This window comes from Streptomyces sp. NPDC053432, from assembly GCF_055585365.1.
This window is the reverse complement of record NZ_JBVJKF010000003.1, coordinates 288,192-312,391: the sequence shown is the minus strand read 5'-3', so window position 1 is coordinate 312,391 and position 24,200 is coordinate 288,192. Positions and strand designations below refer to the sequence as shown.

Sequence of the window (24,200 nt, the reverse complement as noted above, 5' to 3'; positions counted from 1 at the left end):
CCGCTATCTACCCCGCACCTCCAGCCGACCCACCCGGCCCTTCTCCCCCGACGCCCAGCAGCCCGCGTCCGGCGCGCAGTCGACCGTGTCGAAGGAACCGGAATCCAGGGGGCGCCAGTTGCGGCCGCCGTCCGTGGTGAGGTCCGTTCCCGTCGGGCCCACCGCGAGGGCGGTGTCCGGTCCGTACGGGTACCAGGCCGCGCCCGAGCGGTAGGCCGGGGGCGGGGTGGTGGCCGGGGCCCAGGTGCGGCCGCCGTCGGCGGAGCGGGACGCCGCCTGCGGGGAGGGCCGGCCCGTACGGTAGTCGCCGCCGACCGCGAGGCCCCCCGTACGGTCGCGGAAGGCGAGGGCGAAGACCCCGCGTGCCGGGTCGCCGGCGGGGACGGCGGACTGCGTGGCCGTCCAGTGCAGGCCGCGGTCGGCGGAGTGCAGGACGCGCGCGGTCGCACCGCCGCCCGTGGCGAGCCAGACGTCCTTCGGGCCCGCGCTGACCAGGCACTGGCCGCTCGCGGCGAAGCCGGCTTCGCCGGGCAGGGCCTCCGGCATGCCGTCGGCCGGGAGGGGCTGCCAGGTGCGGCCGCCGTCGGCCGTGGAGAGGAGGCGGAACCTGCCGTCCACCGGGTCGCTCACGGCCAGTCCGTGACGGCTGTCGAAGAAGGTGAGGCAGTCGTAGAAGGCGCGCGGGTCGGGGTTGCGGAAGGTCTCGGTCCAGGTGGCACCGCCGTCCTCGGTGCGCAGGACCCGGGAGGCCTCGCCCTCGCCGATGGACAGGGCCACGGCCCGGCGGCTGTCGAAGGCCTCGATGTCGCGCAGCTCCAGGCCGTCGGCCACGGCCGTCGGCGGGGAGACGTCACTCCAGCTACGGCCGCCGTCCAGGGTGCGCAGGACCGTCCCCTTGGAGCCGGCCACCCAGGCCGTGGACCGGCTGACGGCCGACAGCCCGCGGAAGCGGACCTCCTTGCCGGTGCTTTTCAGCGCCCAGCCGGCGCCGTGCAGCTGCGCCGTCCCCGCGGCCGCGTCCGCCTGGGCGGGCACCGCCAGTAAGCCCACCGTCAAAACTGCCGCGCACATGCCAACTCCCAGAAGTCTCATGGCGCCGGAAGCTAACGCACGGCCGTTTTTCCGTCCAGGGTGCGTCCCCACGGGCCGTCCCCACGGGCCGTCCCCGCTGCCCTCGGGGGCCTCCCCGTACCGGCCGGCCGAGGGCCCCGGGAAGGAGCCGGCCAGGCCGGCCACCGTCATACGGGACCCCCGGGCCGTGCCTTGCGCCTGTGGAGTGAGCGCTAATCAGCCCTTCTGCGACCTCTCGGACAGCCGCCACTGCGAGTGACCGTCCCTTCTCCGCACCCCACCGACGGTCACCCTGTGCGATCACACAGGCGGGTTCCGGCCAATCGGTGACACAGCTCACGTCACCTTCCATGCACGCATTTGCCGATTCCGGCGTCTACCGAGTTGCCGGGCTCCACCCCACGGCCCGGTAGCAGATCCGCCGCAAGGGAGTGAGCCTTGATCACTGTCATCGAGCAGGCCGTGCAGGCCCGTCTGGTCGCCACCGCGCCGAAGGTCGAGACCGTGCCCGTCACCCTCTGCTACGACCGTGCGGACCCGTTCGCCGTCCGCATGGCCTTCCCCGCTCCGGCCACGCTGGAGGGCGTCGAGGTCTCGTGGACCTTCGCGCGGGAGCTGCTGGAGTCCGGGCTGGACCGCCCGTCCGGTTACGGCGACGTGCGCGTGCGCCCGTACGACGGCGACCGGACCACGATCGAGTTCCACGCCCCCGAGGGCGTCGCGATCGTGCTGATGCTCACCGCCGAGCTGCACCGTTTCCTGGAGCGGGCTTCCGCCATCGTCCCGCCCGGCCTCGAGCACCTCTACCTCGACATGGACCACAGCCTGGCCGAGCTGATGCGCGACGGCTGCTGAGCGCCGTACACCGAGGTGCCGTTAATCGTTTGCGGGCGGCTCCGGCCGCCCGTAGCTTCGTAGACGCCCCATCGCCGTCGAAACGGAGCAGGACATTGGACTTCTGAGGTCCGAGACACCGACCACCGTCACCGCCCACCGCTGACCGTCGGCTGTCTCCCCGCGTTGCACGCACCATTCACGCAACCTGGAGGCCTCTATGAGTCACGCCCCTGCTTTCATCACCTGCTCCGCCCTGTCCTTCGACTGGCCCGACGGTTCCCCCGTCTTCGAGGACTTCTCCCTGGCCATCGGCCCGGGCCGGACCGGCCTGATCGGCCTCAACGGCTGCGGCAAGTCCACCCTGCTGAAGCTGATCGCCGGTGAACTCACCGCTCGCGAAGGCGAGTTGTCCGTCGCCGGCACGATCGGCCACCTGCCGCAGAACCTCACCCTCGACACCGCGCTGCGGGTCGACGAGGCCCTCGGCATCCACACGGCCCGCGCGGCCCTGCACGCCATCGAGGCGGGCGAGGCCACCGAGGCCAACTTCACGGCCGTCGGCGACGACTGGGACGTGGAGGAGCGGGCGACCGCCATGCTCGACCAGCTTGGGCTCGCCCGCATCGGGCTGGACCGCACCGTCGGCGAACTGTCGGGCGGCGAGTGCGTACTGCTGCGGCTGGCCGCGCTGCTGCTCGCCCGCCCCGACGTCCTGCTGCTGGACGAGCCCACCAACAACCTGGACCTGCGGGCCCGGCGCCGCCTGTACGCGGCCGTCGAGTCCTGGACCGGGGTGATGGTCCTCGTCAGCCACGACCGGGAGCTGCTGGAGCGGGTCGACCAGATCGCCGATCTGCGCGACGGTGAAGTCCGCTGGTACGGAGGGAACTTCACGGACTACGAGGAGATGCTCGCGGCCGAGCAGGAGTCCGCCGAGCGGATGGTCCGGGTGGCGGAGGCCGACGTGCAGCGCCAGAAGCGCGAACTGGCGGACGCCCAGGTCAAATTGGCGCGGCGCAAACGGTACGGCCAGAAGATGTACGAGAACAAGCGCGAGCCGAAGATCGTGATGGGCGCGCGCAAGCGCGCGGCGCAGGAATCGGCCGGCAAACACCGGATCATGCACACCGAGAAGCTCGCGCAGGCGAAGGAGCGGCTCGGCCAGGCGGTGGAGGCGGTGCGCGACGACGACGAGATCCGCATCAAGCTCCCCGCCACCCAGGTCCCGCCCGGGCGGCGCGTCCTGACCCTCAGCGACGTGCGGCTGGCCCACGGGGCGGCCGTGCGGGGGGAGTGGGAACTGCGCGGCCCGGAACGGATCGCACTGGTGGGGCGCAACGGTTCGGGCAAGACCACACTGCTGCGCACGGTCGCCGGTCAGCTCGACCCGGTGTCCGGCGAGGCGGTGCGGCATGTGACCACGCGGTTCCTGCCGCAGCGCCTGGACGTACTGGACGAGAGCCGTTCGGTGGTGGAGAACGTGGCGCGGTTCGCCCCGCAGGCCACGAACAACATGATCCGGGCGCGGCTCGCGCACTTCCTGTTCCGCGGCGCCCGCGCGGACCGGCCGGCCGGCACGCTGTCGGGCGGCGAGCGGTTCCGGGCGGCACTGGCGGCCCTGCTGCTCGCGGAGCCCGCTCCGCAGTTGCTGATGCTCGACGAGCCGACGAACAATCTGGACCTGTCGAGCGTGCGGCAGTTGACCGACGCCCTGGAGTCCTACGAGGGCGCGCTCCTGGTGGCCAGTCACGATGTGCCGTTCCTGGAGTCGATCGGCATCACGCGGTGGCTGCTGCTGGACGGCGAACTGCGGCCGACGACGGCCGAGGAGGTCCGGGAGACGCTGTGGCACGAATGATCACCGGTGCGACGCGGCGGTAGGGCCCACGACTTGGTGCCTCCCGTCGAGGTCGGGACCAGGGTTCGGCAGCACGAAGACCGGTCGGTCGCTGGAGGGTCGCACGGGCCCACCTGGTCTCTCTGTGTGAGACTTGCGCTACCGAACGTAGCGTGATCCGGAGGAGGGTCCCCGTGCCGCCCAGGAGCACGCCGACCGCGAGGCAGCGGCGCCTGGGGTCCGAGCTGCGCAGACTCCGTGAGGAGGCGGGGGTGACGGTGCAGCAGGCCGCGGCCCTGCTGGGAGTGGACCGCACACGGATCCCGAACATCGAATCCGGCCGGATCGGCATCACGGCCGAGCGCGTCCGCACCCTCGCCTTCAACTACGACTGCCCCGACAAGGGCCTCGTCGACCTGCTCGCGGCGATGGCGCAGGAACGGGACAAGGGATGGTGGGAGCAGCACCGGGGGGTGCTGGCGCCGGGGCTGCTCGACATCTGCGAACTGGAGCACCACTCGGTCGAGTTGCACACCGCGGTCACCACGCACATACCGGGGCTGCTGCAGACCGAGGCCCACGCGCGGGCGGTCTTCGACACCGCCTACCCGCCGTTGCCGGAGCCGGACCTGCAGGCGCGGCTCGCACTGCGCATGAGCCGGCAGCAGGTGTTCGCGCGGGAGCGGCCCCCGTTGTACGCGGCGGTGGTGCACGAGGCCGCCCTGCGCATGCAGTTCGGGGGACCGAAGGTCGCCCGGGCGCAGCTGCGGCACATCCTGGAGCAGTCGGAGCGGGCGCGTACGACGGTGCTGGTCATCCCCTTCACCGCCGGCGGCTTCCCGGGGGCCGGGCAGTCGTTCACGTACGCCGTGGCCGAGACGCGCCGGCTGGACACCGTGCAGCTGGACAGCTCGCACGGCTCGATGCTGCTGGACTCCCACATGAAGCTGCTGCGCTACCGAGGGCTGCTGGAGCGGCTGCGCTCCCTGGCGCTGCCCGCCGCCGCTTCCCGCGATTTCATCCACGCCGTCGCACAGAGCCTGTGACCGGGCCGAGCAGGAGAGAAGCCATGAACACGACCACCCGCACCGTTGCGCTCCCCGCCCGTCCGGAGGCCGGGATCACCGCGATCACCTGGGACGAGGGCTTCTGCAGCGAAGGAGCCAACTGTTTCCGCTTCGGGCGTGACGGCGAGGGGAAGGCTTATATCGGAACGACAGAGTCCGCGATGTACGTCACCGACTCGATCGACGCCCTCCGGGCACTGATCTCCGCGGTCAAAGCGGGGGCGGCCGACCACCTCCTGGCGTGACTTCGCCCCGTCGTGAGCCCTTCACCCCGCCCTCGAACTGCATCGATAACCGGATGTAACCAGACATACACCTGGCGGGGACTTGGCTCGTCTTGATGTCACACTTAACCTACGACTCCGTAGGCTACGGAACCGTAGGTAGTTCGCTTTACATCCAGGAGTACCCGTGACGATCACTTCTCCCCACCTCGGCAGCTCGGAGGCGTGGACCGACGCCAAGCTGCTGTTCGCGCTGGAAGAGGTGGTCGAGAAGGAGCTCAACCGCCACCTGAAGGTCACCAAGGACTGGATGCCCCACGAGTACGTCCCGTGGAGCGACGGCCGGAACTTCCCCGGCTTCTTCGAGGACGGCGAGGCCTGGGACCCGCAGCAGTCCAAGGTCACCGAGATCGGCAAGATCGCGCTGGTCGTGAACCTGCTGACCGAGGACAACCTCCCGAGCTACCACCACGAGATCGCGACGCTCTTCGGCCGCAACGGCGCCTGGGGCACCTGGGTGCACCGCTGGACCGCCGAGGAGGGCCGCCACGGCATCGTGATGCGCGACTACCTGCTGGCCTCGCGCGCCGTGGACCCGGACAAGCTGGAAGCGTTCCGGATGCAGCACATGTCGGAGGGCTTCGAGTCCGACAACAGCCACTCGATGCTGCACTCGGTGGCGTACGTGGCCTTCCAGGAGCTCGCGACCCGCATCTCGCACCGCAACACCGGCCACCAGTCCGGTGACCCGGTCTGCGACCGGATGCTGGCGCGCATCGCGCAGGACGAGAACCTGCACATGATCTTCTACCGCAACCTGCTGGCCGCTGCCTTCGAGATCGCCCCGGACCTCACGATGCAGGCCGTGCGGGACGTCGTCGTCAACTTCCGGATGCCCGGACACGGCATGCCCGGCTTCGAGCGCATGGCCGCGCAGATGGCGATCGGCGGGGTCTACAACCTGCGGATCCACCACGACGACGTGCTGAGCCCCGTGATCCGCTTCCTGAAGATCATGGACATCGACGGTCTGGGCCCCGACGGCCAGAAGGCCCAGGATGAGCTCGGCCTCTTCATGAACGGCCTGGACGCCGAGGCCCGCAAGCTCGACGAGCGCCTGGCCGCCCGCGCGGCACGCATCGCCGCCCGCAAGGGCTGAGGCGGATTCCCCTGGCAGAGCACCGCTCTGCCAGGGTTTCGCGTCCCCGCACCTGATCAGCGGCGCGGCCTCAGGGCCTGGCGTTCCGTTTCCGACAGGCCGCCCCAGACGCCGAAGCGCTCGTCGTTCGCCAGGGCGTACTCCAGGCACGCCACCCGCCCCTCGCACGCCCCGCACAGCCGCTTAGCGTCGCGCAGTGACGAGCCCGGTTCCGGGAAGAAGAAGCCCGGGCCCGTCTGGGCGCACAGGGCGAGGTCGTACCAGGCGGTGGCAGCTTCAGGAGCGGAGGTGTTCATCGACATGCCGGTGATACTCACCGCCGCCGATGGACGTCCGATCAACGCCTGATCAACAACACCAGGTGACGGGCCGCTCCCCGTCCACCCAGCGGTACGCGTTGCGCGGTGCTGTCAGGGGTCCTGTTTGGCGCGGCTCGGTTGGACGCGTTTGGGTTCGCCCGGCATTTTCGGGTAGTCCGGCGGGTACGGCATGTCCGCCAGGCCGTGGTCGTGTTCGTCTCGGGAGGCCAGCTCCAGTGCGGCGTCCAGGGTGAAAGCGTGGTCGTCCATGTCCGCGTGCAGGTCGCCCACTTCGGCGAAGCGGGCCGGCATCGTGACGATGTCGAAGTCGCGCGGCTCCACGTCGTCCACTTCGTCCCAGCGCAGCGGGGCCGACACCGGGGCGTGCGGGCGGGGCCGGACGGAGTAGGCGGAGGCGATCGTGCGGTCGCGGGCCGTCTGGTTGTAGTCGAAGAAGATCCGCTCGCCGCGCTCCTCCTTCCACCACGCCGTCGTGACCTTGCCCGGCATCCGGCGCTCCAGCTCCCGGCCGATGGCGATCGCGCACCGGCGGACCTCCGTGAAGGTCCAGCGCGGGGCGATGGGCACGAAGACGTGCAGGCCGCGGCCGCCCGAGGTCTTGGGCCAGCCGCGCAGGCCCAGTTCCTCCAGCAGGGGCCGCAGTTCGTGGGCGGCGGCCACCGCGTGGCGGTAGTCGGTGCCCGGCTGCGGGTCGAGGTCGATGCGCAGTTCGTCGGGGCGGTCGGTGTCGTCGCGCCGCACCGGCCAGGGGTGGAAGGTGAGGCAGCCCAGATTGGCGGCCCACAGTACGGCCGCGGGCTCGGTGGGGCAGATCTCGTCCGCCGTGCGGCCGCTGGGGAAGGCGATGTGGGCGGTCGGGATCCAGTCGGGGAGGTTCTTCGGGGCGCGCTTCTGGAAGAAGGACTCCCCCTCCACCCCGTCCGGGTAGCGCTCCAGGGTCGTGGGCCGGTTCCGCAGGGCGCGCGTGACGCCCTCCGCGACCGAGAGGTAGTACTCGGCCACGTCCCTCTTCGTGAGCCCCCGCTCGGGGAAGTACACCTTGTCCGGGTTGGACAGCCGGACCGTACGGCCGCCCGCCTCCAGCTCGATCGCGTTGCCCGCAGCACCCATGTGGGCCACGTTAGGCGGGCCCGACCGGTCGCGCATACCGGGCGCCTCCGGACGTACCGCCGCAGAATCGACAGCATGGATCTGCCGGTGATGCCCCCCGTGAAACCGATGCTCGCCAAGTCCGTGGCCAGGATCCCGCCCGGCATGCAGTACGAGGCCAAGTGGGACGGCTTCCGGGCGATCGTGCACCGCGACGGCGACGAGGTCGAGATCGGCAGCCGCACGGGCAAGTCCCTGACCCGGTACTTCCCGGAGCTGGCGGTGGCGCTGAAGGCCAATCTGCCCGACCGGTGCGTCGTGGACGGCGAGATCGTCATCATCCATGACGGACGGCTGGACTTCGACCGGCTGACCGAGCGGATCCATCCCGCCGCCTCCCGCGTGAAGCTGCTCGCCGAGACCACCCCCGCCGCCTTCGTCGCCTTCGACCTGCTGGCACTCGGCGACGAGGCGCTCCTCGACACGCCGCTCGGTGAGCGCCGTGCCGCCCTCGTCCGCTCCCTCTCCACCGCCCGGCCCCCCGTTCACCTCGCGCCCGCGACCACCGACCGCGCGCTCGCGCAGGAATGGTTCGAGCGGTTCGAAGGCGCCGGGCTCGACGGGGTGATCGCCAAACCGCTCGATCTGCCCTACCGGCCCGATGCGCGCCTCATGTTCAAGATCAAGCACGAACGTACCGCCGACACCGTCGTCGCGGGTTTCCGTTTCCACAAGAGCGGTCCGATTGTCGGATCGCTGCTGTTGGGCCTGTACGACGCTCACGGCGCCCTCCAGCACGTGGGGGTGTGCGCGGCCTTCCCGATGAAGCGCCGCGCCGAGCTGGTGGAGGAGCTCGCGCCACTGCGGATGGAGGACCCGGCCGGGCACCCCTGGGCCGCCTGGGCCGAGGAGTCCGCGCACGAGAGCGCCCGGCTGCCCGGCGCGACGAGCCGCTGGACCGGCAAGAAGGACCTGTCCTGGGTGCCGCTGCGCCCTGAGCGGGTCGTCGAGGTGGCCTACGACCACATGGAGGGGGACCGCTTCCGGCACACGGCCCAGTTCCGCAGGTGGCGTCCCGACCGGGCGCCGGAGAGCTGTACGTACACCCAGTTGGAGGAGGTCGTGGGCTACGACCTGGCGGAGGTCCTCGGACCCGGTCCGGGCTCGGATTAGGCTTCCGCCTCTCGCTCCCCCCTCCCGCCCGTACCGGGTGGCAATTCAGCCAATTCGCCGCCGAGCCATGACATGCTCCTGACACTTCATGATCGCTGTGGGACCCTCCCGGCACGCACTCCGCACCCTCTGAGAGGCCCAGCGCCTCGCCCACCCCCACCAGTACGGCATGGAGGAGCGAATCATGAGGTACTTCACGCGCGGAACGGCCCGGATCCTTCCGCCGGCGCTCGCGGCGGTTCTGGCCCTGGCCGGTGCCGGCACCGCCCTCGCGCACGGTTCGGCCGCCGATCTGAAGGCCGACGGCGTGATCGTGGTCGCCGGCAGCACGTGCACCTGGACCAACGCGAGCACCAACGCGGCCGCTCCGGCCGCCCTCACCATCGACCGCACCACCGTCAACGCACCGGGAGGAAATCTGGCCTGCGGCGGCGGCATCGCCGCCGCCCTCAACAACAACCCCGCCTTCACGTTCGACGACGCCGCCGGCACGGCGCGGACCGATCTGATCGACATCACCGGCAAGCAGAGCTTCATCTCCTGCCGCTACAAGGCGGCGAACATCGTGTGGGACCGCGACGGCGTGACCCGTAAGTACGTCAACCGGGCCTTCACCGCCACCAAGACCTCCGGCAGCTTCCTGTGCCCGGGCTCGGTCACCACACCGGCCGGGGACGCGTCCGTGCTGTTCCACTGAGCCGACGCGCCAAGGGCCCGGCCCGCCGCGCGGGCGGGTCGGGCCTCGGCCGGCCGGCCCGCCGGCGAGCCAGCCGGCCAGCCGGCCCGACCCGCTTTAAATCGGTGGTGCCCGGTCCGGTGGCCTTGTAGCTTCACCGTGCGACCGCGCCTGACGATGCGCCCGGCTGCGGCTACTTCCTTCTGACAACCAAGTGACGCCGCCGCCCCTTTTGATCTCGGCAGGCGCGGGCGCGCCTTCGCCCCGTCGACGCTTCGTCCGGGGCGTCCCGTCCTTTGAATCCGGGGGGATTCACTGCCTCGTCACACCCCGCGCGTCTCCAAGGTCTGGTCCGAGATGCTCGTGGCGCCGCACATCTCGGCGGCCGCACGCTCCCTGCCCGCTCCAGGGCTCCACCACCGGCCCGCCTGGCCGGATCTGCGCACCCATCAGGGCGGCCCGGGCTTCGTCCGGGAGCCGCGCGAGGAGCTCTTCCTCCTCGCGGTCGGCAACTTCGTCTCCCAGCGGACCTTCTACGAGAGCGGCGAGGAGCGGGACGGCCGCTTCTCCCGCCTCGTCGGTGAACTCGCCGTCCAGGACCCGGTCTGGACGGCCGGTCTGCTGCGCTGGCTCCGCGGCGAGGGCAACATGCGCACCGCGTCCCTGGTGGGTGCCGCCGTGTACGTACGCGCCCGGCTCGCCGCCGGGGCCTGCGAGGGGCCGTCCAACCGGTCCGTGATCGACTCGGTGCTCCAGCGCGCCGACGAACCCGGCGAGCTGCTCGCCCACTGGATCTCGGCGTACGGGCGGAGGGTGCCGACACCCGTGAAGCGGGGCATCGCCGACGGCGTACGCCGGCTGTACACGTCCCGGTCCCTGCTCAAGTACGACACTGCGTCCAAGGCCTTCCGCTTCGGCGACGTGCTCAACCTGGTGCACGCCTCCCCCGACCCGGACAAGCCCTGGCAGGGCGCGCTCTTCCGGTACGCCCTGGACCGCCGCCACCACCCGGAGCAGGCCGTGCCGCCGGCCTCCGACCGCCTGCTGAGCGCCCACCGCGCGCTGATGGCGTCGGCGGTGGAGGAGCGGCGGGCGGTGGTGACCGGACCGGGCGGCTCCGAGCGCCTGACCGAGGCGGGCATGACCTGGGAGGCCCTGGCGGGCTGGCTCCGGGGACCGATGGACGCCGCGGTCTGGGAGGCCGTGATCCCCGCCATGGGGCCGATGGCGCTCCTGCGGAACCTGCGGAACTTCGACGAGGCGGGGGTCTCGGACGACGTAGCCGCCCGCGTCGCCGCCCGCCTTTCGGACGCCTCCGAGGTCGCCCGGTCCCGGCAGTTCCCCTTCCGCTACCTGGCCGCCCATCAGCACGCGCCCTCCCAGCGCTGGTCGGCCGCGCTGGAACGGGCGCTGGGCCACTCCCTCACCAACGTGCCGTCCCTGCCCGGCCGGACCCTGATCCTGGTGGACCGGTCGGACTCCATGTTCTGGGACACCTCCTCCGAGCGGTCCGGGCTGAGCCGGGCGGACGCGGCCGCCGTGTTCGGCACCGCGCTGGCCATGCGTGCCGACGAGGCGGACCTGGTGGAGTTCGGCTGGGGCAGCCGAACGGTGCCGTTCGAGCGGGGCGAGCCGGTGCTCGACGTGCTGAAACGGTTCCACAGCCTCGGGGGCACGGAGACCACGACGGCGGTGCGCAAGCACTACCGGGGGCACGACCGGGTCCTGATCGTCACCGACGAGCAGGCCGCCGCCGTACCCGGCCGGCGCGGCGGACCGGCCGAGCCGGTCCCGGCCCACGTCCCGGTCTACACGTGGAACCTGGCGGGCTACCGGCCCGCCCACGGCCCCGCCGGCCCCAACCGGCACACGTTCGGCGGCCTCACCGACGCCGCGTTCCGGATGGTCGGTCTCGTCGAGGCCGGCCGCGAGGCGGCGTGGCCGTGGACCACCGGGCCGGACCCCGCTCAGCCCGTGGTCAGCTTCTCCCACTCCCCCCGCTCCGGTCCCGCCGGCCTGGGCGCGTAGTCCGGCCGCGCCTCCAGCCAGCGCGCCACCCGGGCCCGGACCTCCGGATCGGCGTACGCGCGCTCCGGGGGCTCGGCCAGGTGGCGGACCCTCGCCCGGGCCCGCATCACCTCGGGGTCCTCCAGCGCGCATTCGAACAGCGCCGCCACCTCCCGCTGCGGCCCGGAGCGCACGGCCCGGGTCGCGAACCGCTCCCCGATGGCCGAGTCCGCGACCACCTGGAAGTCGAACCAGGGCTTCAGGGTGCGCACCGCCCAGTCGTGGTAGTCGGCGGCGTACCGCTCCGATCCCGGATCGCGGCCGGCCGTACGGGCCACCCTGCGGGCCGCCCACAGGGCGAGCGAAGTGCCTTGCCCGAGGGTGGGGTTCGTGTGCGTGATCGCGTCGCCGACCGGTACGAGTCCGCTCACGACCGGGCCGCGCTCGTCGGCCTGCGGGCTCCACCGGTTGTCCAGGCTCGCGGTCGCGAGTACGTCCGACAGCGGCTGCGCGCCCAGTGCCAGCCAGGCCTGGCCCGGCGCGAAGGAACGGGCCGCGGCCTCGAAGACCGCCGGATCGCGCAGTGCCGAGCGCGTGGTGTCGGTGGTGTGCACGAACAGCGTGACGGCGAACACCCGGTTGTCGGCGGGGAAGACGGCGCACCCGGCGAAGGCCCCACCGGCCACCGCCCACGGCCGGCGCGGTCCCTCGTCCACGCCCTCGGGCAACCGGTACCAGCGGCAGAAGTAGGCCAGTCCGGTGCGGTGGCGTTCCACCGCGGCCGGGCGGCAGCCCGCCGCGGCGAGCCACCGCTCGGTGCCGCCCCGGCGGCCGCCCGCGTCCACCACGAGGTCCCCCGGGTAGTCCCCTTCGCCGGTCGTCACCCCGGTGACCCTGATCCCGGGGGCCGTGGTCAGTCCGGTGACCGGCTCGCCGTACCGCGAGACTGCCCCCGGTTCCCCGCGCAGGGCCGTGGCCAGGGCGCTCTCCAGCAGGATCCGCCGGGCCTGGATCATGACGAGGTCCTCGTCGCCGGGGCGCGCGGGGGGACGTACGTCGAACCAGTCCAGCTCGTGCCGCTCGCGCGCGCCGAGCCGGAGCATCTCCTCGTACACATCCGGCAGTTCCTCGCGCAGGACGCTCCGGGCGGCGCCGAGCAGGGCGTGCGGCTGGCTCGCCTGGGGCACGGACGGGCGGCGCCAGCCGAAGAAGTCGCGGTCGAGCGCGGTGCCGGGGGCACGGGTGTCGCGCTCGAACACTTCGACGGTGTGCCCGTACCGTGCCGCGATCAGGGCGGTGGCCAGGCCTCCGATGCCTCCGCCGATGACCAGCACATGTGCCATTGCGCCCCCTGAGCCGAAGTACGGTACGACGATCAGACCGCCCAGAGCCTGCGCGGACGGGACCTGGCCGAAACTCGCACAGCCGTCCGAGGGCCGGACGGCCCCGGGATCAGCGGGCCGCCCGGTACGCCTCGACGGCCCGGCAGCCCTCCTCCTCGATCAGGTCCGCGTTGATGGCGACGGCTGCCTGTACGCCCTGCGCGGCGGCGCCCGCGACCTGCGCCATCGGCGCCGTCACGTTCCCCGCCGCCCAGACGCCGGACAGCGCGGTGGCCCCGGTCGCGGCGTCCGACTCCACGCAGGTGCCGATCACCTGGCCGTCCCGCTCCAGGACGGTCGTCGGCAGGCCCAGGCCGGTCAGCACTCCGGAACGGGCGGTGAACCGCGGGGCCACCACCAGTGCCCGGCACTCGGCCCTGCCCCCGCCCGCCAGGTCCACCCCGGCCAGCCGGTCCTCCGCATCGACCGTGAGGCCGGTCACCTCCCCTTCGACCACGGCGACCCCGAGGGCCGCCAGCAGCTCGCGGTCCTGCGCGGTGGGCTGCCAGGTGTGCGCCAGCAGGGTCGTGCGGTCGCTCCACTGCCGCCACATCTGCGCCTGGTGCACGGACACGGGGCCCCCGGCCAGCACCGCGACCGGCGCGTCCCGGACCTCCCAGCCGTGGCAGTACGGGCAGTGCAGCACGTCCCGCCCCCAGCGCTCCGCGAGCCCCGGCACCGCCGGCAGCTCGTCCACCAGCCCGGTGGTGACCAGCAGCCGGCGGGCCCGGACGGTGGAACCGTCCCCGCAGCGCACCAGGAATCCCCCGCCGGGCAGCCGATCCGCGGCGACGGCCGTGCCCCGCCGGACCAGCCCGCCGTAGCCGGTCACCTCGGCCCGGCCACGTTCCAGCAGTTCGGCCGGGCCGCGCCCGTCGTGGCCGAGATAGCCGTGCATGTGCGCGGCGGGGGCGTTGCGCGGGCTGCCGGAGTCGATGACGAGGACCGAACGGCGGGCCCGGACCAGGGTCAGTGCCCCGGCGAGCCCGGCGGCCCCGCCGCCCACGACCACCACGTCGAACACGTCGTCCCTCGTTCCCTCTGCGTCGTCCATGGCTGTGAGCCTCCGCCCGGCCGTGCACATTTGACAAATGTCCTTGCCGAAGTGGCAAATGGATCCATGGCCACCGAGGAGCACGACGAGGAACTCGCGGGCGTGCTGACCGCCGTGGGACCACGGCTGCGCGCCCTGCGCCGGCAGCGCGGCACCACACTGGCGCAGCTCAGCGAGACCACCGGGATCTCGCTCTCCACCCTCTCCCGGCTGGAGTCGGGGCAGCGCCGGCCGACGCTGGAGCTGCTGCTCCCGCTCGCCCGGGCGCACCGGGTGGCACTCGACGAGCTGGTCGGCGCGCCGGAGACCGGGGACCCCCGGATCCGGCCGCGGCCCTTCGTCCGGCACGGCAGGACCTATGTGCCGCTGACGCGCGACTTCGGCGGTCTGCACGCGTACAAGACGATCCTGCCGCCCGCCGGAAGCCCGGCGGGCGATCCCGAGCCCGAGCGGCAGGTCCACGAGGGCTACGAGTGGCTGTACGTGCTGTCCGGGCAGGTGCGGCTGCTGCTCGGCGAGCACGATCTGGTCCTCGGCCCCGGGGAGGCCGCCGAGTTCGACACCCGTACGCCGCACGCCTTCTCCAACGCGGGGCCGCGCCCCGCCGAGTTCCTGAGCCTCTTCGGCCCGCAGGGCGAGAGGATGCACGTCCGGGCCCGGCCCACCACGTCACCGGAAGGACGCCGATGAACCACACCGCCACCGACCGGCACCCCGAGCAGCCCGAGCGCCCCGAGCGCGCCGAGCCCCGGCCCAACGGGGTCGTCGGCGTCGGGCTCGTGGTCGTGTCCCCGGACGGCCGGGTGCTGCTGGGCCAGGCGCACGACGGCCGCTGGGAGCTGCCCGGCGGCAAGGTCGACCCCGGCGAGGGCTTCGAGCAGGCGGCCGCGCGGGAGCTCGCCGAGGAGACGGACCTGCGGGCGGAGCCCGGGGGGATCCGGGTGCTCGGCGTCCGGATCGACGCGCAGGCCGGCGTGACCAGGCTGACCGCGGCCGCCGTCACCACCACGGCGACGGGCGTGCCCGTCGTCACCGAGCCGCACAAGATCGTCCGGTGGGAGTGGTTCGCCCCCGAGTCGATCCCCGCCGCGCTCTACGCACCGTCGGCGGGCGTGCTCCGCACCTGGCGCCCGGACCTCGACACCCTGCCGCCCGTGTCCCCGTACGACTACCCGACCGCCCCGCCGCCCGAAGCGGCCTGACCCCCCGCGCCTACGCCCGCGTGACCACCCGCGGCGCGAAGTTCCCCTCGCCCAGGTCCTCCGCCAGCAGCCGCTTCGCGATCGCGTCCGCCGCCACCCGCAGTTCGGAGCTCCCCGGCCGGCCCCGGTCCTGTTCCAGCCGGTCCTTCAGCCACTCCGCCCACGCGGCCGAGATGACCCCGGCCTCGCGCTCCCCGGCCGGGGTGTGCGCGAAGAATCCGTTCTGCCGCGTCAGGTACCCCTCGTCGACCATCCGCTCGAACACCGGCAGCAGAACCTCCGGCGGCAGCGACCGCCGTCCCGCGATCAGCCCGAGGCTGGCGTGGCCGACCGTCCGCGTCATCATGTCCACCTGCATCACGGCCCACGCGCCCGCCATGTCCAGCCGTGTGTCGGAGGCGTCGACGATCGCGCGCGCCTCCTCCGGCCCCATGTTCCGCACGAGCTTGCCGACCGCCAGCTCCAGCAGCTTGGCCGAGTCCCCCGAGGCCGTGGCCGGCGAGCCGAAGCCGTCGCCCATGTCCGTGGAGGCGGCCCGGGCGGTGTCGCGCAGCCGGACCTGCTTGAGGAACAGGGAGACCACGAAGCCGACCAGCGCCACCGGCACCGTCCACAGGAACACCGTGTGCAGGGCGTGCGCGTACGCGTCGATGATCGGGCCGGCGGCCGCCGGATCGAGCCCGTGGACCCCCTCGGGGCTCGTCGCCGCCCTGCCCAGCTGCGCCGGGTCCCCACCGGTGGCCCGGGCCGCCTCCGCCACGCCCGCCGTGAGCGCGGGCTCCAGGCTGTTGGCGTAGATCGTGCCGAACACGGCGGTCCCGAAGCTGCTGCCGAGCGTACGGAAGAAGGTGACGCCGGACGTGGCCGTGCCGAGGTCCGCGTAGTCGACGGTGTTCTGCACGGCGATCGTCAGGACCTGCATGCACAGGCCGATGCCGGCGCCGAGGACGAACATGTACAGCGATTCCAGCCAGGCGCCGGTGCCCGGTCCCATCAGGGAGAGCAGGTACAGGCCGAGGCCCATGACGGCGCTGCCCACGATCGGGAAGATCCGGTACCGCCCCGTCTTACTGGTGACGTTGCCGCTGAAGACGGAGCAGATCAGCAGGCCGATGACCAGTGGCAGCGTCCGGACCCCCGAGACCGTGGCCGAATCCCCGTCCACGTACTGCAGATAGGTCGGCAGGAACGTCATCGCGCCCAGCATCGCGAAGCCCACCACGAAGCTGAGCACCGAGCAGACCGCGAAGACGGGATTGCGGAACAGCCGCATCGGCAGCATCGGCTCCGCGGCCCGGGCCTCCACCAGGCAGAAGAGCACCAGGGCCACGACCCCGCCCGCGAAGAGGCCGATGATCGTCGGCGAAGTCCACGCCAGCTCGTTCCCGCCCAGGCTCGTGGCCAGGATCAGCGCACTGGCCCCGGCGGTGACGAGCGCGATGCCCAGGTAGTCGATCACCGGCCGGCCCGACGCCCGCATGGCGGGGATCGTCCGGGCCGCCGCCACGACCACCAGGATGGCGATCGGGACGTTCACGTAGAAGCACCAGCGCCAGCTCAGGTGGTCGGTGAAGAACCCGCCCAGCAGCGGTCCGATCACGGTGGCGACGCCGAAGACCGCGCCGATCGCGCCCTGGTACTTGCCGCGTTCGCGCAGCGGGACCACGTCCGCGATCAGGGCCATGGAGGTCACCATGAGGCCGCCCGCCCCGATGCCCTGCAGGCCCCGCCACACGATGAGCAGGGTCATGTTGCTCGCGAGGCCGCAGAGGAAGGAGCCGGTGATGAAGACGATCGCGGAGACCTGGAAGATCAGCTTCCGGCCGAAGAGGTCACCGAACTTGCCGACCAGCGCCGTCGCCACGGTCTCGGCGAGCAGGTAGGAGGTCACCACCCACGACATGTGGGCCGCGCCGCCGAGGTCGGCCACGATCGTGGGCAGGGCCGTGCCCACGATCGTCTGGTCCAGCGCGGCCAGGAGCACGCCCAGCATGATCGTGCCGAAGATGACGTTGCGCCGCCGCCGGTCGAGGGCGGGAGACGCCGAGGTCGCTGCGGGGGCTGTGGTCACATCTCGCACTCTCACAGCGCACCCGGCCGCACGCATGCGGCGTACCGCCGTACGGACGAGGGGCGTACGGCCGGGGGCGTGCGGTATCAGCGCAGATGGGCCAGGCCGGGATGGGCCGCCGCGTACCCGTCCAGCAGCCGTCGGGCCACCGCCACCGAGTCCACCAGTGGGTGCAGCGCGAAGGCCTTCACCGCATCGGCCCGCGAACCGCTCGCCGCGGCCGCCAGGACCTCCCGCTCGACGGCCTTGACCGCCGTCACCAGGCCCACCGCGTGCAGCGGCAGCTGCGCGACGCCCAGCGGGTGGGCGCCGTTGGCGTCGACGAGGCAGGGCACCTCGATGACCGCCTCGGCGTCGAGGACGCGCAGCGTGGAGCCGTTGGGGACGTTCAGGATCAGCGTGGCCCGCTCGTCGCGTGCGATGGCCCGCATCAGGGCGAGCGCGACCTTCTCGTAGCCCCCCGATTCCAGGTCGCTCTCGTCGCGGTCGCCGACGCCGGCCGCCTCGCGGTTCTCGGCCATGTACGTGGCTTCGCGCTCGGCCCGGGTCCGGTCCCAGGCGGCGAGGGCCGCACCGGCGGGCTGCCCGGGCCGGCCGGCCTCGGCGTAGAAGCCGCGCTGCTGGTCGCGCAGGAAGGCCCCGCGCGTCTGCTTCGCCTCCTGGTACGTCCGTACGGTGTCACGGTTGAAGTAGTAGTAGTGCAGGTACTCGTTCGGGATCGCACCGAGCGAGCGCAGCCACTCGGCCCCGAAGAGCCGGCCCTCCTCGAAGGACTCCAGCGCCTCGGTGTCGGCCAGCAGACGGGGCAGTTCGTCGCGGCCGGCGATCCGCAGCCCGCGCACCCACCCCAGGTGGTTGAGGCCGACGTAGTCGATCCAGGCCTCCTGCGGACGGGCGCCGAGCAGCCGGGCGATGCGCCGTCCGAGGCCCACGGGGGAATCGCAGATGCCGATCACGCGTGCGCCGAGCTCCTCGGCCATCGCCTCGGTGACCAGCCCGGCCGGGTTGGTGAAGTTGATGACCCACGCCTCGGGGGCGATGCGGGCGATCCGGCGGGCGAGTTCCCTGGCCACCGGCACGGTCCGCAGGCCGTACGCGATCCCGCCCGCGCCCACCGTCTCCTGGCCCAGCACTCCCTCGGCCAGGGCGATCCGCTCGTCGGCGGCGCGGCCCTCCAGGCCGCCGACGCGGATGGCGGAGAAGACGAAGTCGGCCCCGCGCAGGGCCTCGTCCAGATCCCGCGTGGCCGAAACGACGGGGGCGTCGGGCACGGCGGCGGCCGCTGCCTGGTCGGTGAGCACGCGGGCCATGGCGGCGAGCCGGACCGGATCCTCGTCGTACAGGGTCACCTGGGACACCCGGCCCTCGGCGTGGTCGCCGAGCAGGGCCCCGTAGACGAGCGGCACGCGGAAGCCGCCTCCGCCGAGGATCGTCAGCCGCACGCCCTTACCGCCCTTCACCGAAGCCGTCCCTGCCGTCACCGCAGCCGTACCGCAGCCGCCGCGAGCCATCACCGGTGCGGCGTGCCGGCGCCGCCGCGGACCGTGGCACGACCGGGACCGCGGCCCGACGCGCACCCGCACCGGATGCCACGATCCGTGACACCGGGCCGGTATCCGTCCGGCACTCCTGCGATCCGGCGGCGGCGCACCGGCTGCGGGCACCAGTCTCCTCCGGCCGGCCGCCCGCGGCCGGTCATCGCCGCCGGTTCACTCCCCCAGCGGCGGCACGGCGCGCAGTCTGGCGCCCCGCTGGTGCACGAGCCCGCTGTCGCGGACGGGACCCGGGGATCCGCCCTGCGGCGCCGAGAGGACCAGGGTGATCCGGGTCAGCCCCATCGCCTCCAGCATCCGGCTGGATTCGGCCACCATCCGGCAGCGCACGAGGCCCCACCTCGGGTCGGGGTGGCGCACGGTGCGCACCGCACCGTCCTGCTCGGCGGCCTCGGTCCCGCGCTTGCTCAGCCAGTGCGGGACCCCGTAGCGGTAGGCCGCCTCCATGAAAGGATCGCGGGCCACCTCCTGGCGGATGCTGCTCAGCCCCTCGTCCTGCGGCGCCTCGGCCAGCGCGGTGGCCAGCTGGGCAAGCAGCGGTACGCACCAGGCCGGCTCGTGGTCCTCCAGTACGCCCGCCGCGTCCGGGTGGAACAGGACGAAGCGCAGGAAGTTGTCGTCGGGCAGGGCCGTCGGATGCGGCCGTACGGACTGGAAGAGCTGGTCGAAGGCCGAATTGGTGAGCGCCACGTCCCAGCGGTGGTCCACGAGGAAGCTCGGGTAGGGCATGGCCTCCATGAGGGCCGCGTAGTCGCACAGGTAGTCGCGCTGCGCCGGGTCCTGGGGCAGCCGGCTGTCCTCGTCGGCCCTCCAGGTGGGCGGCGGATCGCGGTCGACCATGACGCGGAAGAGCCAGAAGCACTGCCGCTCGCTCATCTCCAGGGCTTCGGCCAGGGCGAGCAGTTTGCGGTCCGTCCACTCCTTGACCAGGCCGCGTTCCCAGTTCCCGTACGCACGCACGCTGATGCGCAGACGGGCGGCGAGGTCCTCCTGGCTCAGGCCCAGTTCCTCACGGCGCTGGCGCAAAATCTCCTTGCGTCGCTCCGCCCGTACGGCGCCGCGTGCGGACTCATCGGCCGCCAGGCGCTCTTCACCGGCTCGGGCGAGGCCATCGGACGGGCCCACCGCTGCGAGATGTGGCACCGAGAGCTCCCCCTCCCTCACGGTCTGGATCTTCATTTCCGTGTGGCGATCCTGCTACCGACTTCATTCGAGTGTCAACTATTGTGGCAATTCCAGCCTCTTGACAGCTCATTCCCGCCACAGCTGTGGCACGTTCTAGCCCTTCGAGGCCGGAACGGCTAGATTCCAGAAGCCGACCACGTGTCCGAACCGACTTCGCGCGATCTAGGAGAACCACTGGTGACAGACGGCTTCCCGGCTCCCGTCGCGGTGGCCCACGCACCCCTGGCAGCCACCGTCGCGCGCGTTGCCGAACTCGCAGCCAAGATGGGCCGCGACCGGAGCCAGGTCTTCGACCTGCGACGCCTCTCCGAGGCCTCCGGTGTGCCCACGGACGTGGTCAGGACCCTGCTCGACGGCAGGCCGGCCGGCGAACCCGATCTGCAGGCCCGTTTCCTCCAGCGTCTCGACCTGCTCCGGCGCACGCGCGTCAAGCCCAACGGCCGCCGCTACACCCAGCAGGAGATCGCCGACGGCGCCGGCATGTCCCGGCAGCAGGCGGGCGCCCTGATCAACGGCGACCGGCGGCCCACCATGGAGCACTGCGACGCCATCCAGCGCTTCTTCGGCGTGCACGCCGGGTTCCTCACCGCCCACGACGCCGATGCCCTCACCGACGCCCTCCAGCGGACCGAGCAGCAGCTGCTCCAGGACTTCGCGGGCCGCGCGCGGGAAACCGTACCGGCCGCGGCCGCTTCGACGGGCGATCCCCTGGCAAGACTCCTGCAGAACCACGGCGTACGGGGCATCGCCTGGCGCGCCGCCCAGTTGCCCAGCGACAAGCACCGGGACAAGGTCACCGAATGGCTGGACATGCTCCTCGAGAGCGTCAAACCGAATGAATCCTGACCCAGTCGCGAGTCTGGGTCTGATCCTTGAGTCCTGATCCGGATCCATTCCGACGGGGAGAACGGTGAGCATAGGCAGAGAGCAACGGCGGTTGTGCGGGGAGCTGGTGGCCGGCATCCGGCTGACCGCACCCGTGGAACCCGTGGACCTCTACGCCGCCCTGTGCGCGGGCATGAGCAAGCACCGGGGCCGCCCGGTGGAGTTCCGGATGGCCGCGTTCCCGACGGGGACGGCCAGCGGCCTGTGGCTCGACATGGCGGACCGTGATCTCGTGGTCGTGGAGGAACGCACCGCACCCGACCACCAGCTGGTGATCCTCGGGCACGAGCTGTGGCACATGAAGGCCGGTCACTGCAGCCACCACGTCGACGGCGCCGCCGTCGCCGCCCGGCTGCTCTCCCACGGCGCCGACATCGGCGAGACGGTCCGCAGCGTCGCGGCGCGCACGCGCGCCGACGTCCGGGAGGAGACCGAGGCCGAGACCTTCGGCCTGCTGCTGGGCAGCCGGTGCCGCACCTGGCTGGCCGGATCGTCGAGCCACCGGGCCCCGGCGCAGCGCGACCACCTGGCGGGCCGGATCGAGGCATCGCTCGGCTACCGGGGGCACAGGAACGACCGTTGAACGGCAAGGACTACTACATACCGGCGATCGCGATGGCGGTCGCGCTCGCTTTCAAGCTGCCGGCCCTGCGCCACAACTGGCGTGATCCGCTGCTGCGTTCGGTAGTGGCCCTGCTGACCATGGCGGCGGCGGTGTTCGCCTTCGCCGCCCCGCCCACCATCGCGGCGGTCAACCGCTGGACCGGGGTGCCGAACATCTCGGCGCCGCTGGTGTACTCCCTGATCACCGGGTTCAGCGCCTGCTGCCTGGTGCTGGTCGTCAACTGGAGGGGCGGCCCGGCCGAGGAGACCCGCCGTACCTCGCAGCGGTGGATCCTCGGCTACAGCGCCGTCAGCCTGGCCCTGATCGTGCTCTTCGCCCTCGGCGACGCCCCGGTCGAGCGGCTGCGCGACCTGGACACCTACTACGCCAAGACCCCTTACATCCGCGAGATGATCGCCCTCTACCTGGTGGCGCACAACGTGGCCGCGCTGGTGATGGTCGCCATGTGCTGGCGCTGGTCGCTCCAGGTGCGTGGCTGGCTGCGGGCCGGCCTGATGATCATCGTCGCGGGCTACATGTTCAACCTCAGCTACGACGCGACCAAGATGACCGCGGTCGTCGCCCGCTGGACCGGCCACGACCTCGACTACCTCAGCACGTTCGTCGCCCCGCCGCTGGCCTCGCTGGGGGCGCTGGTCAGCGCGATCGGATTCGTACTCCCCCTCGTCTGCCAGAAGCTGTCGGACAACTGGGAGATCTGGACGACGTACCGCAGGCTCGGCTGGCTCTGGCAGGAGGTGCAGATCTCCGCACCCGGCCACGCCCCCACCGTGCACATGGCCTGGTGGTCCGCCGCCGAACTCCGGGTGATCCAGCGCGAGTCGGACATCCACGACGGGTTCCTGCACCTCGGCCCGTACTTCGACCGGCAGCTGCGCGAGGACACCTACGAGCGCGCGCTCGCGGACGGGACCGACGGGGAGACCGCCCGCGCGGTCGCCGACGCCGCGATGGTCGCGGCCGCCGTGCAGGCCCGCTCCGCGGACCCCGAGGGACGGATCATCGAGGCCGGCGAGGAGAACCCGGCCGACGCGGTCGAAGGGCCGCGCGACCTTCTGCGGATCTCGCACGCCCTGCGGCATTCGCCGGTGGTGCAGGCGGTCCGCCAGCGCGCGGCCCTCTCCGGGAGCCGGCTCTCCTGAGACCGGCTCTCCCCGGTCCCGCTCCGGTCACCCGTCGGAGGCGATCGCCATCGTCGGGAACAGGTCCTGGAAGGGCGCTGCCGAGTCGATCCCGTCCCGCCCGAACGGCGCGTCGAAGCTCCACACCATGAACAGCAGGAACACGATGAGCGCGCTGAACAGCCCGGCCAGCAGCAGCTCGCGCCCCGAACGCCGGATCTGCAGGGTGAAGATCAGCCCCACGGTGACGACCCCGCCCACCAGGAGCCCGAACCACACCACGCCCGGGAGCGTCGACTCCGAGCTCTGCGTCCGCGCGTGGCGGGCGTCGTCGGCGGTGGCGATCTGGTCCAGCAGCGGCTGGTAGGCCTGCGCCTGGAGTTCGGTGGCCGGGCTCTGGTGCGTGACGTCGCTGCGCAGCTTGCCCAGCAGCCGGGCCCCCTCGGTGGAGGCCGCCTCGCCGGAGGTCAGCCGCGGCCAGTCCACGGAGACGGTGTGGGTGACGTACGCGTCCACCTCGCCACGGATCCGGTCCCGTACGGCGGTCGGATAGACATCGGCGCGCTGGGTGACCTCGTACAGCGCCTGCGCCTCGCGGCGGACGCTGTCCTCGGCGGCGCCGCGCGCCTCCCAGACGCCCGCGATGGCCAGGCCCAGCACGATCGCGTAGACCACGCCCACCATCATCGTCATGTACTCGATGACGTCGGGGGTTTCGCTGGTGTCCTCGTCGGCCGCGGCCCGGCGGTGCCGGATCAGGGTCATGGCGAGGACGAGGGCGCAGACGAGTGCCATGGCGACGGCCAGGACCAGCCATTCGGACACGTGGATTCTCCCGTGGTGTGGGTGGGATGGGTGAGGTGGACGGTGTGCGCGGCCGCGGCACCGGTCAGCCGCGGCTCTTGGAGCGCGGACGCAGAGCCGCGGCGGCGAGCACGGCCGGGGTGGTGACGACCACCATGAGCATCACGGTGGACAGTCCGCCCGGCCCCCGCCGCTCCAGGGCCACGGACCGGTACGGACGCACGTGGAACGCGCTCGCAGGCGCGGCGGCGGCCTTCGCCGGAGCCGGAGCGGCGGCGTCCGCCGGGGCGTCACCCGCCTGCGGCCCGGGCTCCGGCGCGGGTGGCCGCGGCTTCGCGTCCGCGGGCTCCGCCTTCGCCCCGGGCACGGCGGGCTCCGGCGGCCCGGGGGCGGGCGGCCCGGGCGGGCCCGCCGGGGCGGGGCCCGCCCCCGGGTGGTGCACGGTCGGCCGGCCCGGCCCGGGCAGGGGTGTCCGTACCGGAGGGGTCCCGGAAGGCCGCACCACGGGCCGGCCCGGCTTGCCGGCGGGTACGCACACGTCGACCCGGGCGCCGTGCCCGTCGCCGTCGCCCGCGACCGCCACATGGCCGTGCAGGGGGCAGAGCGCCGCCACCAGACCGGCCCCGGCGAAGTACTGCCAAGCGGTCACCGCGCGTCCTCCCGAGTTCCGCAGCAGATGTAGGGGTTACGTCTGAAGAAACGATCACGGCGTGGGTTCGATACGCGTCGGGCGTCCCAAGATCCCCCGGCCCGCGCAGCCCGTCCGGCGCGTCAACCGACGGACACGAAACTCCGAGCACAGGATGAACCCCGTGGACACGGACCCCTTCAGCCCCGCAGCCCGCCGCACAGCGCTCC

At 72.5% G+C, this 24,200-nt stretch carries 23 protein-coding genes; 13 read left to right on the top strand and 10 right to left on the bottom strand.

The window, feature by feature from the left end:
* Positions 1–3 precede the first annotated feature (3 nt).
* On the bottom strand, positions 4–1,071 hold the full coding sequence (locus ACZ6Y1_RS07510; RefSeq protein WP_469624493.1) for a WD40/YVTN/BNR-like repeat-containing protein: 1,068 nt from the start codon (positions 1,069–1,071) through the stop codon (positions 4–6).
* A 438-nt stretch (positions 1,072–1,509) separates the two neighbouring features.
* Between ACZ6Y1_RS07510 and ssgD the strand changes: the two genes are divergently transcribed.
* From ssgD to ACZ6Y1_RS07485, 5 genes are all read left to right on the top strand, one after another.
* The gene (ssgD, locus tag ACZ6Y1_RS07505) at positions 1,510–1,926 is read left to right on the top strand and encodes a spore wall synthesis regulator SsgD (protein WP_469624487.1); all 417 of its coding nucleotides are present in this window, start codon (positions 1,510–1,512) and stop codon (positions 1,924–1,926) included.
* Between the two features lie 199 nt (positions 1,927–2,125).
* Entirely contained in the window at positions 2,126–3,766 is a 1,641-nt protein-coding gene (locus ACZ6Y1_RS07500) for an ABC-F family ATP-binding cassette domain-containing protein (protein WP_469624484.1), read from the top strand.
* Between the two features lie 152 nt (positions 3,767–3,918).
* Positions 3,919–4,791 carry a helix-turn-helix domain-containing protein gene (locus ACZ6Y1_RS07495; protein WP_469624480.1) on the top strand — a complete coding sequence of 291 codons (873 nt, stop codon included), beginning with the start codon at positions 3,919–3,921 and terminating at the stop codon, positions 4,789–4,791.
* Positions 4,792–4,814: 23 nt separating this feature from the next.
* Entirely contained in the window at positions 4,815–5,057 is a 243-nt protein-coding gene (locus tag ACZ6Y1_RS07490; RefSeq protein ID WP_469624475.1) for a hypothetical protein, read from the top strand.
* Between the two features lie 166 nt (positions 5,058–5,223).
* Positions 5,224–6,195 (top strand): acyl-ACP desaturase, encoded by a 972-nt coding sequence (locus tag ACZ6Y1_RS07485; protein WP_469624472.1) that lies wholly within the window; start codon positions 5,224–5,226, stop codon positions 6,193–6,195.
* 56 nt (positions 6,196–6,251) lie between these two features.
* Here the strand turns inward: ACZ6Y1_RS07485 and ACZ6Y1_RS07480 are convergent, their stop codons facing one another.
* Positions 6,252–6,497, bottom strand: coding sequence for a WhiB family transcriptional regulator (locus tag ACZ6Y1_RS07480; protein WP_469624466.1), 246 nt, complete (start codon positions 6,495–6,497; stop codon positions 6,252–6,254).
* A gap of 108 nt (positions 6,498–6,605) precedes the next feature.
* Positions 6,606–7,625, bottom strand: a complete 1,020-nt coding sequence (ligD, locus tag ACZ6Y1_RS07475; protein WP_469624463.1) for a non-homologous end-joining DNA ligase — start codon at positions 7,623–7,625, stop codon at positions 6,606–6,608.
* Between the two features lie 75 nt (positions 7,626–7,700).
* Here ligD and ACZ6Y1_RS07470 point away from each other — a divergent pair, with 75 nt between their 5' ends.
* From ACZ6Y1_RS07470 to ACZ6Y1_RS07460, 3 genes are all read left to right on the top strand, one after another.
* A complete protein-coding gene (locus ACZ6Y1_RS07470) occupies positions 7,701–8,777 on the top strand; it encodes an ATP-dependent DNA ligase (RefSeq protein WP_469624459.1) in 1,077 nt (358 codons plus the stop codon).
* Between the two features lie 184 nt (positions 8,778–8,961).
* Entirely contained in the window at positions 8,962–9,474 is a 513-nt protein-coding gene (locus ACZ6Y1_RS07465) for a hypothetical protein (protein WP_469624457.1), read from the top strand.
* A gap of 336 nt (positions 9,475–9,810) precedes the next feature.
* The gene (locus tag ACZ6Y1_RS07460; protein ID WP_469624455.1) at positions 9,811–11,481 is read left to right on the top strand and encodes a TROVE domain-containing protein; all 1,671 of its coding nucleotides are present in this window, start codon (positions 9,811–9,813) and stop codon (positions 11,479–11,481) included.
* Here ACZ6Y1_RS07460 and ACZ6Y1_RS07455 read toward each other — a convergent pair.
* A complete protein-coding gene (locus ACZ6Y1_RS07455) occupies positions 11,421–12,803 on the bottom strand; it encodes an NAD(P)/FAD-dependent oxidoreductase (RefSeq protein ID WP_469624452.1) in 1,383 nt (460 codons plus the stop codon). The two genes, ACZ6Y1_RS07460 and ACZ6Y1_RS07455, sit on opposite strands and share 61 nt — an antisense overlap.
* Before the next feature lie 109 nt (positions 12,804–12,912).
* On the bottom strand, positions 12,913–13,896 hold the full coding sequence (locus ACZ6Y1_RS07450) for an NAD(P)/FAD-dependent oxidoreductase (protein ID WP_469624449.1): 984 nt from the start codon (positions 13,894–13,896) through the stop codon (positions 12,913–12,915).
* Between the two features lie 66 nt (positions 13,897–13,962).
* Between ACZ6Y1_RS07450 and ACZ6Y1_RS07445 the strand changes: the two genes are divergently transcribed.
* Together ACZ6Y1_RS07445 and ACZ6Y1_RS07440 are read left to right on the top strand one after the other, a co-directional pair.
* Positions 13,963–14,586 carry a helix-turn-helix domain-containing protein gene (locus ACZ6Y1_RS07445; RefSeq protein ID WP_469624446.1) on the top strand — a complete coding sequence of 208 codons (624 nt, stop codon included), beginning with the start codon at positions 13,963–13,965 and terminating at the stop codon, positions 14,584–14,586.
* Complete coding sequence (locus ACZ6Y1_RS07440) at positions 14,583–15,098, top strand: nucleotide triphosphate diphosphatase NUDT15 (protein ID WP_469624442.1); 516 nt, start codon at positions 14,583–14,585, stop codon at positions 15,096–15,098. Before ACZ6Y1_RS07445 ends, ACZ6Y1_RS07440 begins: the two co-directional genes overlap by 4 nt.
* Before the next feature lie 10 nt (positions 15,099–15,108).
* Here ACZ6Y1_RS07440 and ACZ6Y1_RS07435 read toward each other — a convergent pair whose 3' ends face one another.
* The 3 genes from ACZ6Y1_RS07435 to ACZ6Y1_RS07425 all read right to left on the bottom strand — a co-directional run bounded on the left by ACZ6Y1_RS07435 (position 15,109) and on the right by ACZ6Y1_RS07425 (position 19,901).
* A complete protein-coding gene (locus tag ACZ6Y1_RS07435; RefSeq protein ID WP_469624439.1) occupies positions 15,109–17,205 on the bottom strand; it encodes an MDR family MFS transporter in 2,097 nt (698 codons plus the stop codon).
* A gap of 50 nt (positions 17,206–17,255) precedes the next feature.
* Positions 17,256–18,611: a 6-phospho-beta-glucosidase gene (locus ACZ6Y1_RS07430; protein ID WP_469624881.1), complete on the bottom strand. Its 1,356-nt coding sequence runs from the start codon at positions 18,609–18,611 to the stop codon at positions 17,256–17,258.
* A gap of 267 nt (positions 18,612–18,878) precedes the next feature.
* On the bottom strand, positions 18,879–19,901 hold the full coding sequence (locus ACZ6Y1_RS07425) for a helix-turn-helix domain-containing protein (RefSeq protein WP_469624437.1): 1,023 nt from the start codon (positions 19,899–19,901) through the stop codon (positions 18,879–18,881).
* Between the two features lie 183 nt (positions 19,902–20,084).
* Between ACZ6Y1_RS07425 and ACZ6Y1_RS07420 the strand changes: the two genes are divergently transcribed.
* The 3 genes from ACZ6Y1_RS07420 (at position 20,085) to ACZ6Y1_RS07410 (ending at position 22,559) form a co-directional block, all read left to right on the top strand.
* A complete protein-coding gene (locus ACZ6Y1_RS07420) occupies positions 20,085–20,753 on the top strand; it encodes a helix-turn-helix domain-containing protein (RefSeq protein WP_403885256.1) in 669 nt (222 codons plus the stop codon).
* Between the two features lie 64 nt (positions 20,754–20,817).
* On the top strand, positions 20,818–21,375 hold the full coding sequence (locus tag ACZ6Y1_RS07415) for a toxin-antitoxin system, toxin component (RefSeq protein ID WP_469624433.1): 558 nt from the start codon (positions 20,818–20,820) through the stop codon (positions 21,373–21,375).
* Positions 21,372–22,559, top strand: a complete 1,188-nt coding sequence (locus ACZ6Y1_RS07410) for an MAB_1171c family putative transporter (protein WP_469624430.1) — start codon at positions 21,372–21,374, stop codon at positions 22,557–22,559. Before ACZ6Y1_RS07415 ends, ACZ6Y1_RS07410 begins: the two co-directional genes overlap by 4 nt.
* A 27-nt stretch (positions 22,560–22,586) precedes the next feature.
* On the opposite strand, the gene ACZ6Y1_RS07405 is transcribed toward ACZ6Y1_RS07410, so the two are convergent.
* Positions 22,587–23,363, bottom strand: a complete 777-nt coding sequence (locus tag ACZ6Y1_RS07405; protein ID WP_469624427.1) for a bestrophin-like domain — start codon at positions 23,361–23,363, stop codon at positions 22,587–22,589.
* 64 nt (positions 23,364–23,427) lie between these two features.
* Positions 23,428–23,991 (bottom strand): hypothetical protein, encoded by a 564-nt coding sequence (locus ACZ6Y1_RS07400; RefSeq protein ID WP_469624423.1) that lies wholly within the window; start codon positions 23,989–23,991, stop codon positions 23,428–23,430.
* Positions 23,992–24,200 lie beyond the last annotated feature (209 nt).

Bases quoted from the DNA above. Each gene is read 5' to 3' on its own strand.
- ACZ6Y1_RS07510 (WP_469624493.1), bottom strand. From the start codon at position 1,071: ATGTGCGCGGCAGTTTTGACGGTGGGCTTACTGGCGGTGCCCGCCCAG.
- ACZ6Y1_RS07500 (WP_469624484.1), top strand. From the start codon at position 2,126: ATGAGTCACGCCCCTGCTTTCATCACCTGCTCCGCCCTGTCCTTCGAC.
- ACZ6Y1_RS07490 (WP_469624475.1), top strand. From the start codon at position 4,815: ATGAACACGACCACCCGCACCGTTGCGCTCCCCGCCCGTCCGGAGGCC.
- ACZ6Y1_RS07480 (WP_469624466.1), bottom strand. From the start codon at position 6,497: ATGTCGATGAACACCTCCGCTCCTGAAGCTGCCACCGCCTGGTACGAC.
- ligD (WP_469624463.1), bottom strand. From the start codon at position 7,625: ATGGGTGCTGCGGGCAACGCGATCGAGCTGGAGGCGGGCGGCCGTACG.
- ACZ6Y1_RS07470 (WP_469624459.1), top strand. From the start codon at position 7,701: ATGGATCTGCCGGTGATGCCCCCCGTGAAACCGATGCTCGCCAAGTCC.
- ACZ6Y1_RS07465 (WP_469624457.1), top strand. From the start codon at position 8,962: ATGAGGTACTTCACGCGCGGAACGGCCCGGATCCTTCCGCCGGCGCTC.
- ACZ6Y1_RS07460 (WP_469624455.1), top strand. From the start codon at position 9,811: ATGCTCGTGGCGCCGCACATCTCGGCGGCCGCACGCTCCCTGCCCGCT.
- ACZ6Y1_RS07455 (WP_469624452.1), bottom strand. From the start codon at position 12,803: ATGGCACATGTGCTGGTCATCGGCGGAGGCATCGGAGGCCTGGCCACC.
- ACZ6Y1_RS07450 (WP_469624449.1), bottom strand. From the start codon at position 13,896: ATGGACGACGCAGAGGGAACGAGGGACGACGTGTTCGACGTGGTGGTC.
- ACZ6Y1_RS07445 (WP_469624446.1), top strand. From the start codon at position 13,963: ATGGCCACCGAGGAGCACGACGAGGAACTCGCGGGCGTGCTGACCGCC.
- ACZ6Y1_RS07440 (WP_469624442.1), top strand. From the start codon at position 14,583: ATGAACCACACCGCCACCGACCGGCACCCCGAGCAGCCCGAGCGCCCC.
- ACZ6Y1_RS07435 (WP_469624439.1), bottom strand. From the start codon at position 17,205: ATGCGTGCGGCCGGGTGCGCTGTGAGAGTGCGAGATGTGACCACAGCC.
- ACZ6Y1_RS07425 (WP_469624437.1), bottom strand. From the start codon at position 19,901: ATGAAGATCCAGACCGTGAGGGAGGGGGAGCTCTCGGTGCCACATCTC.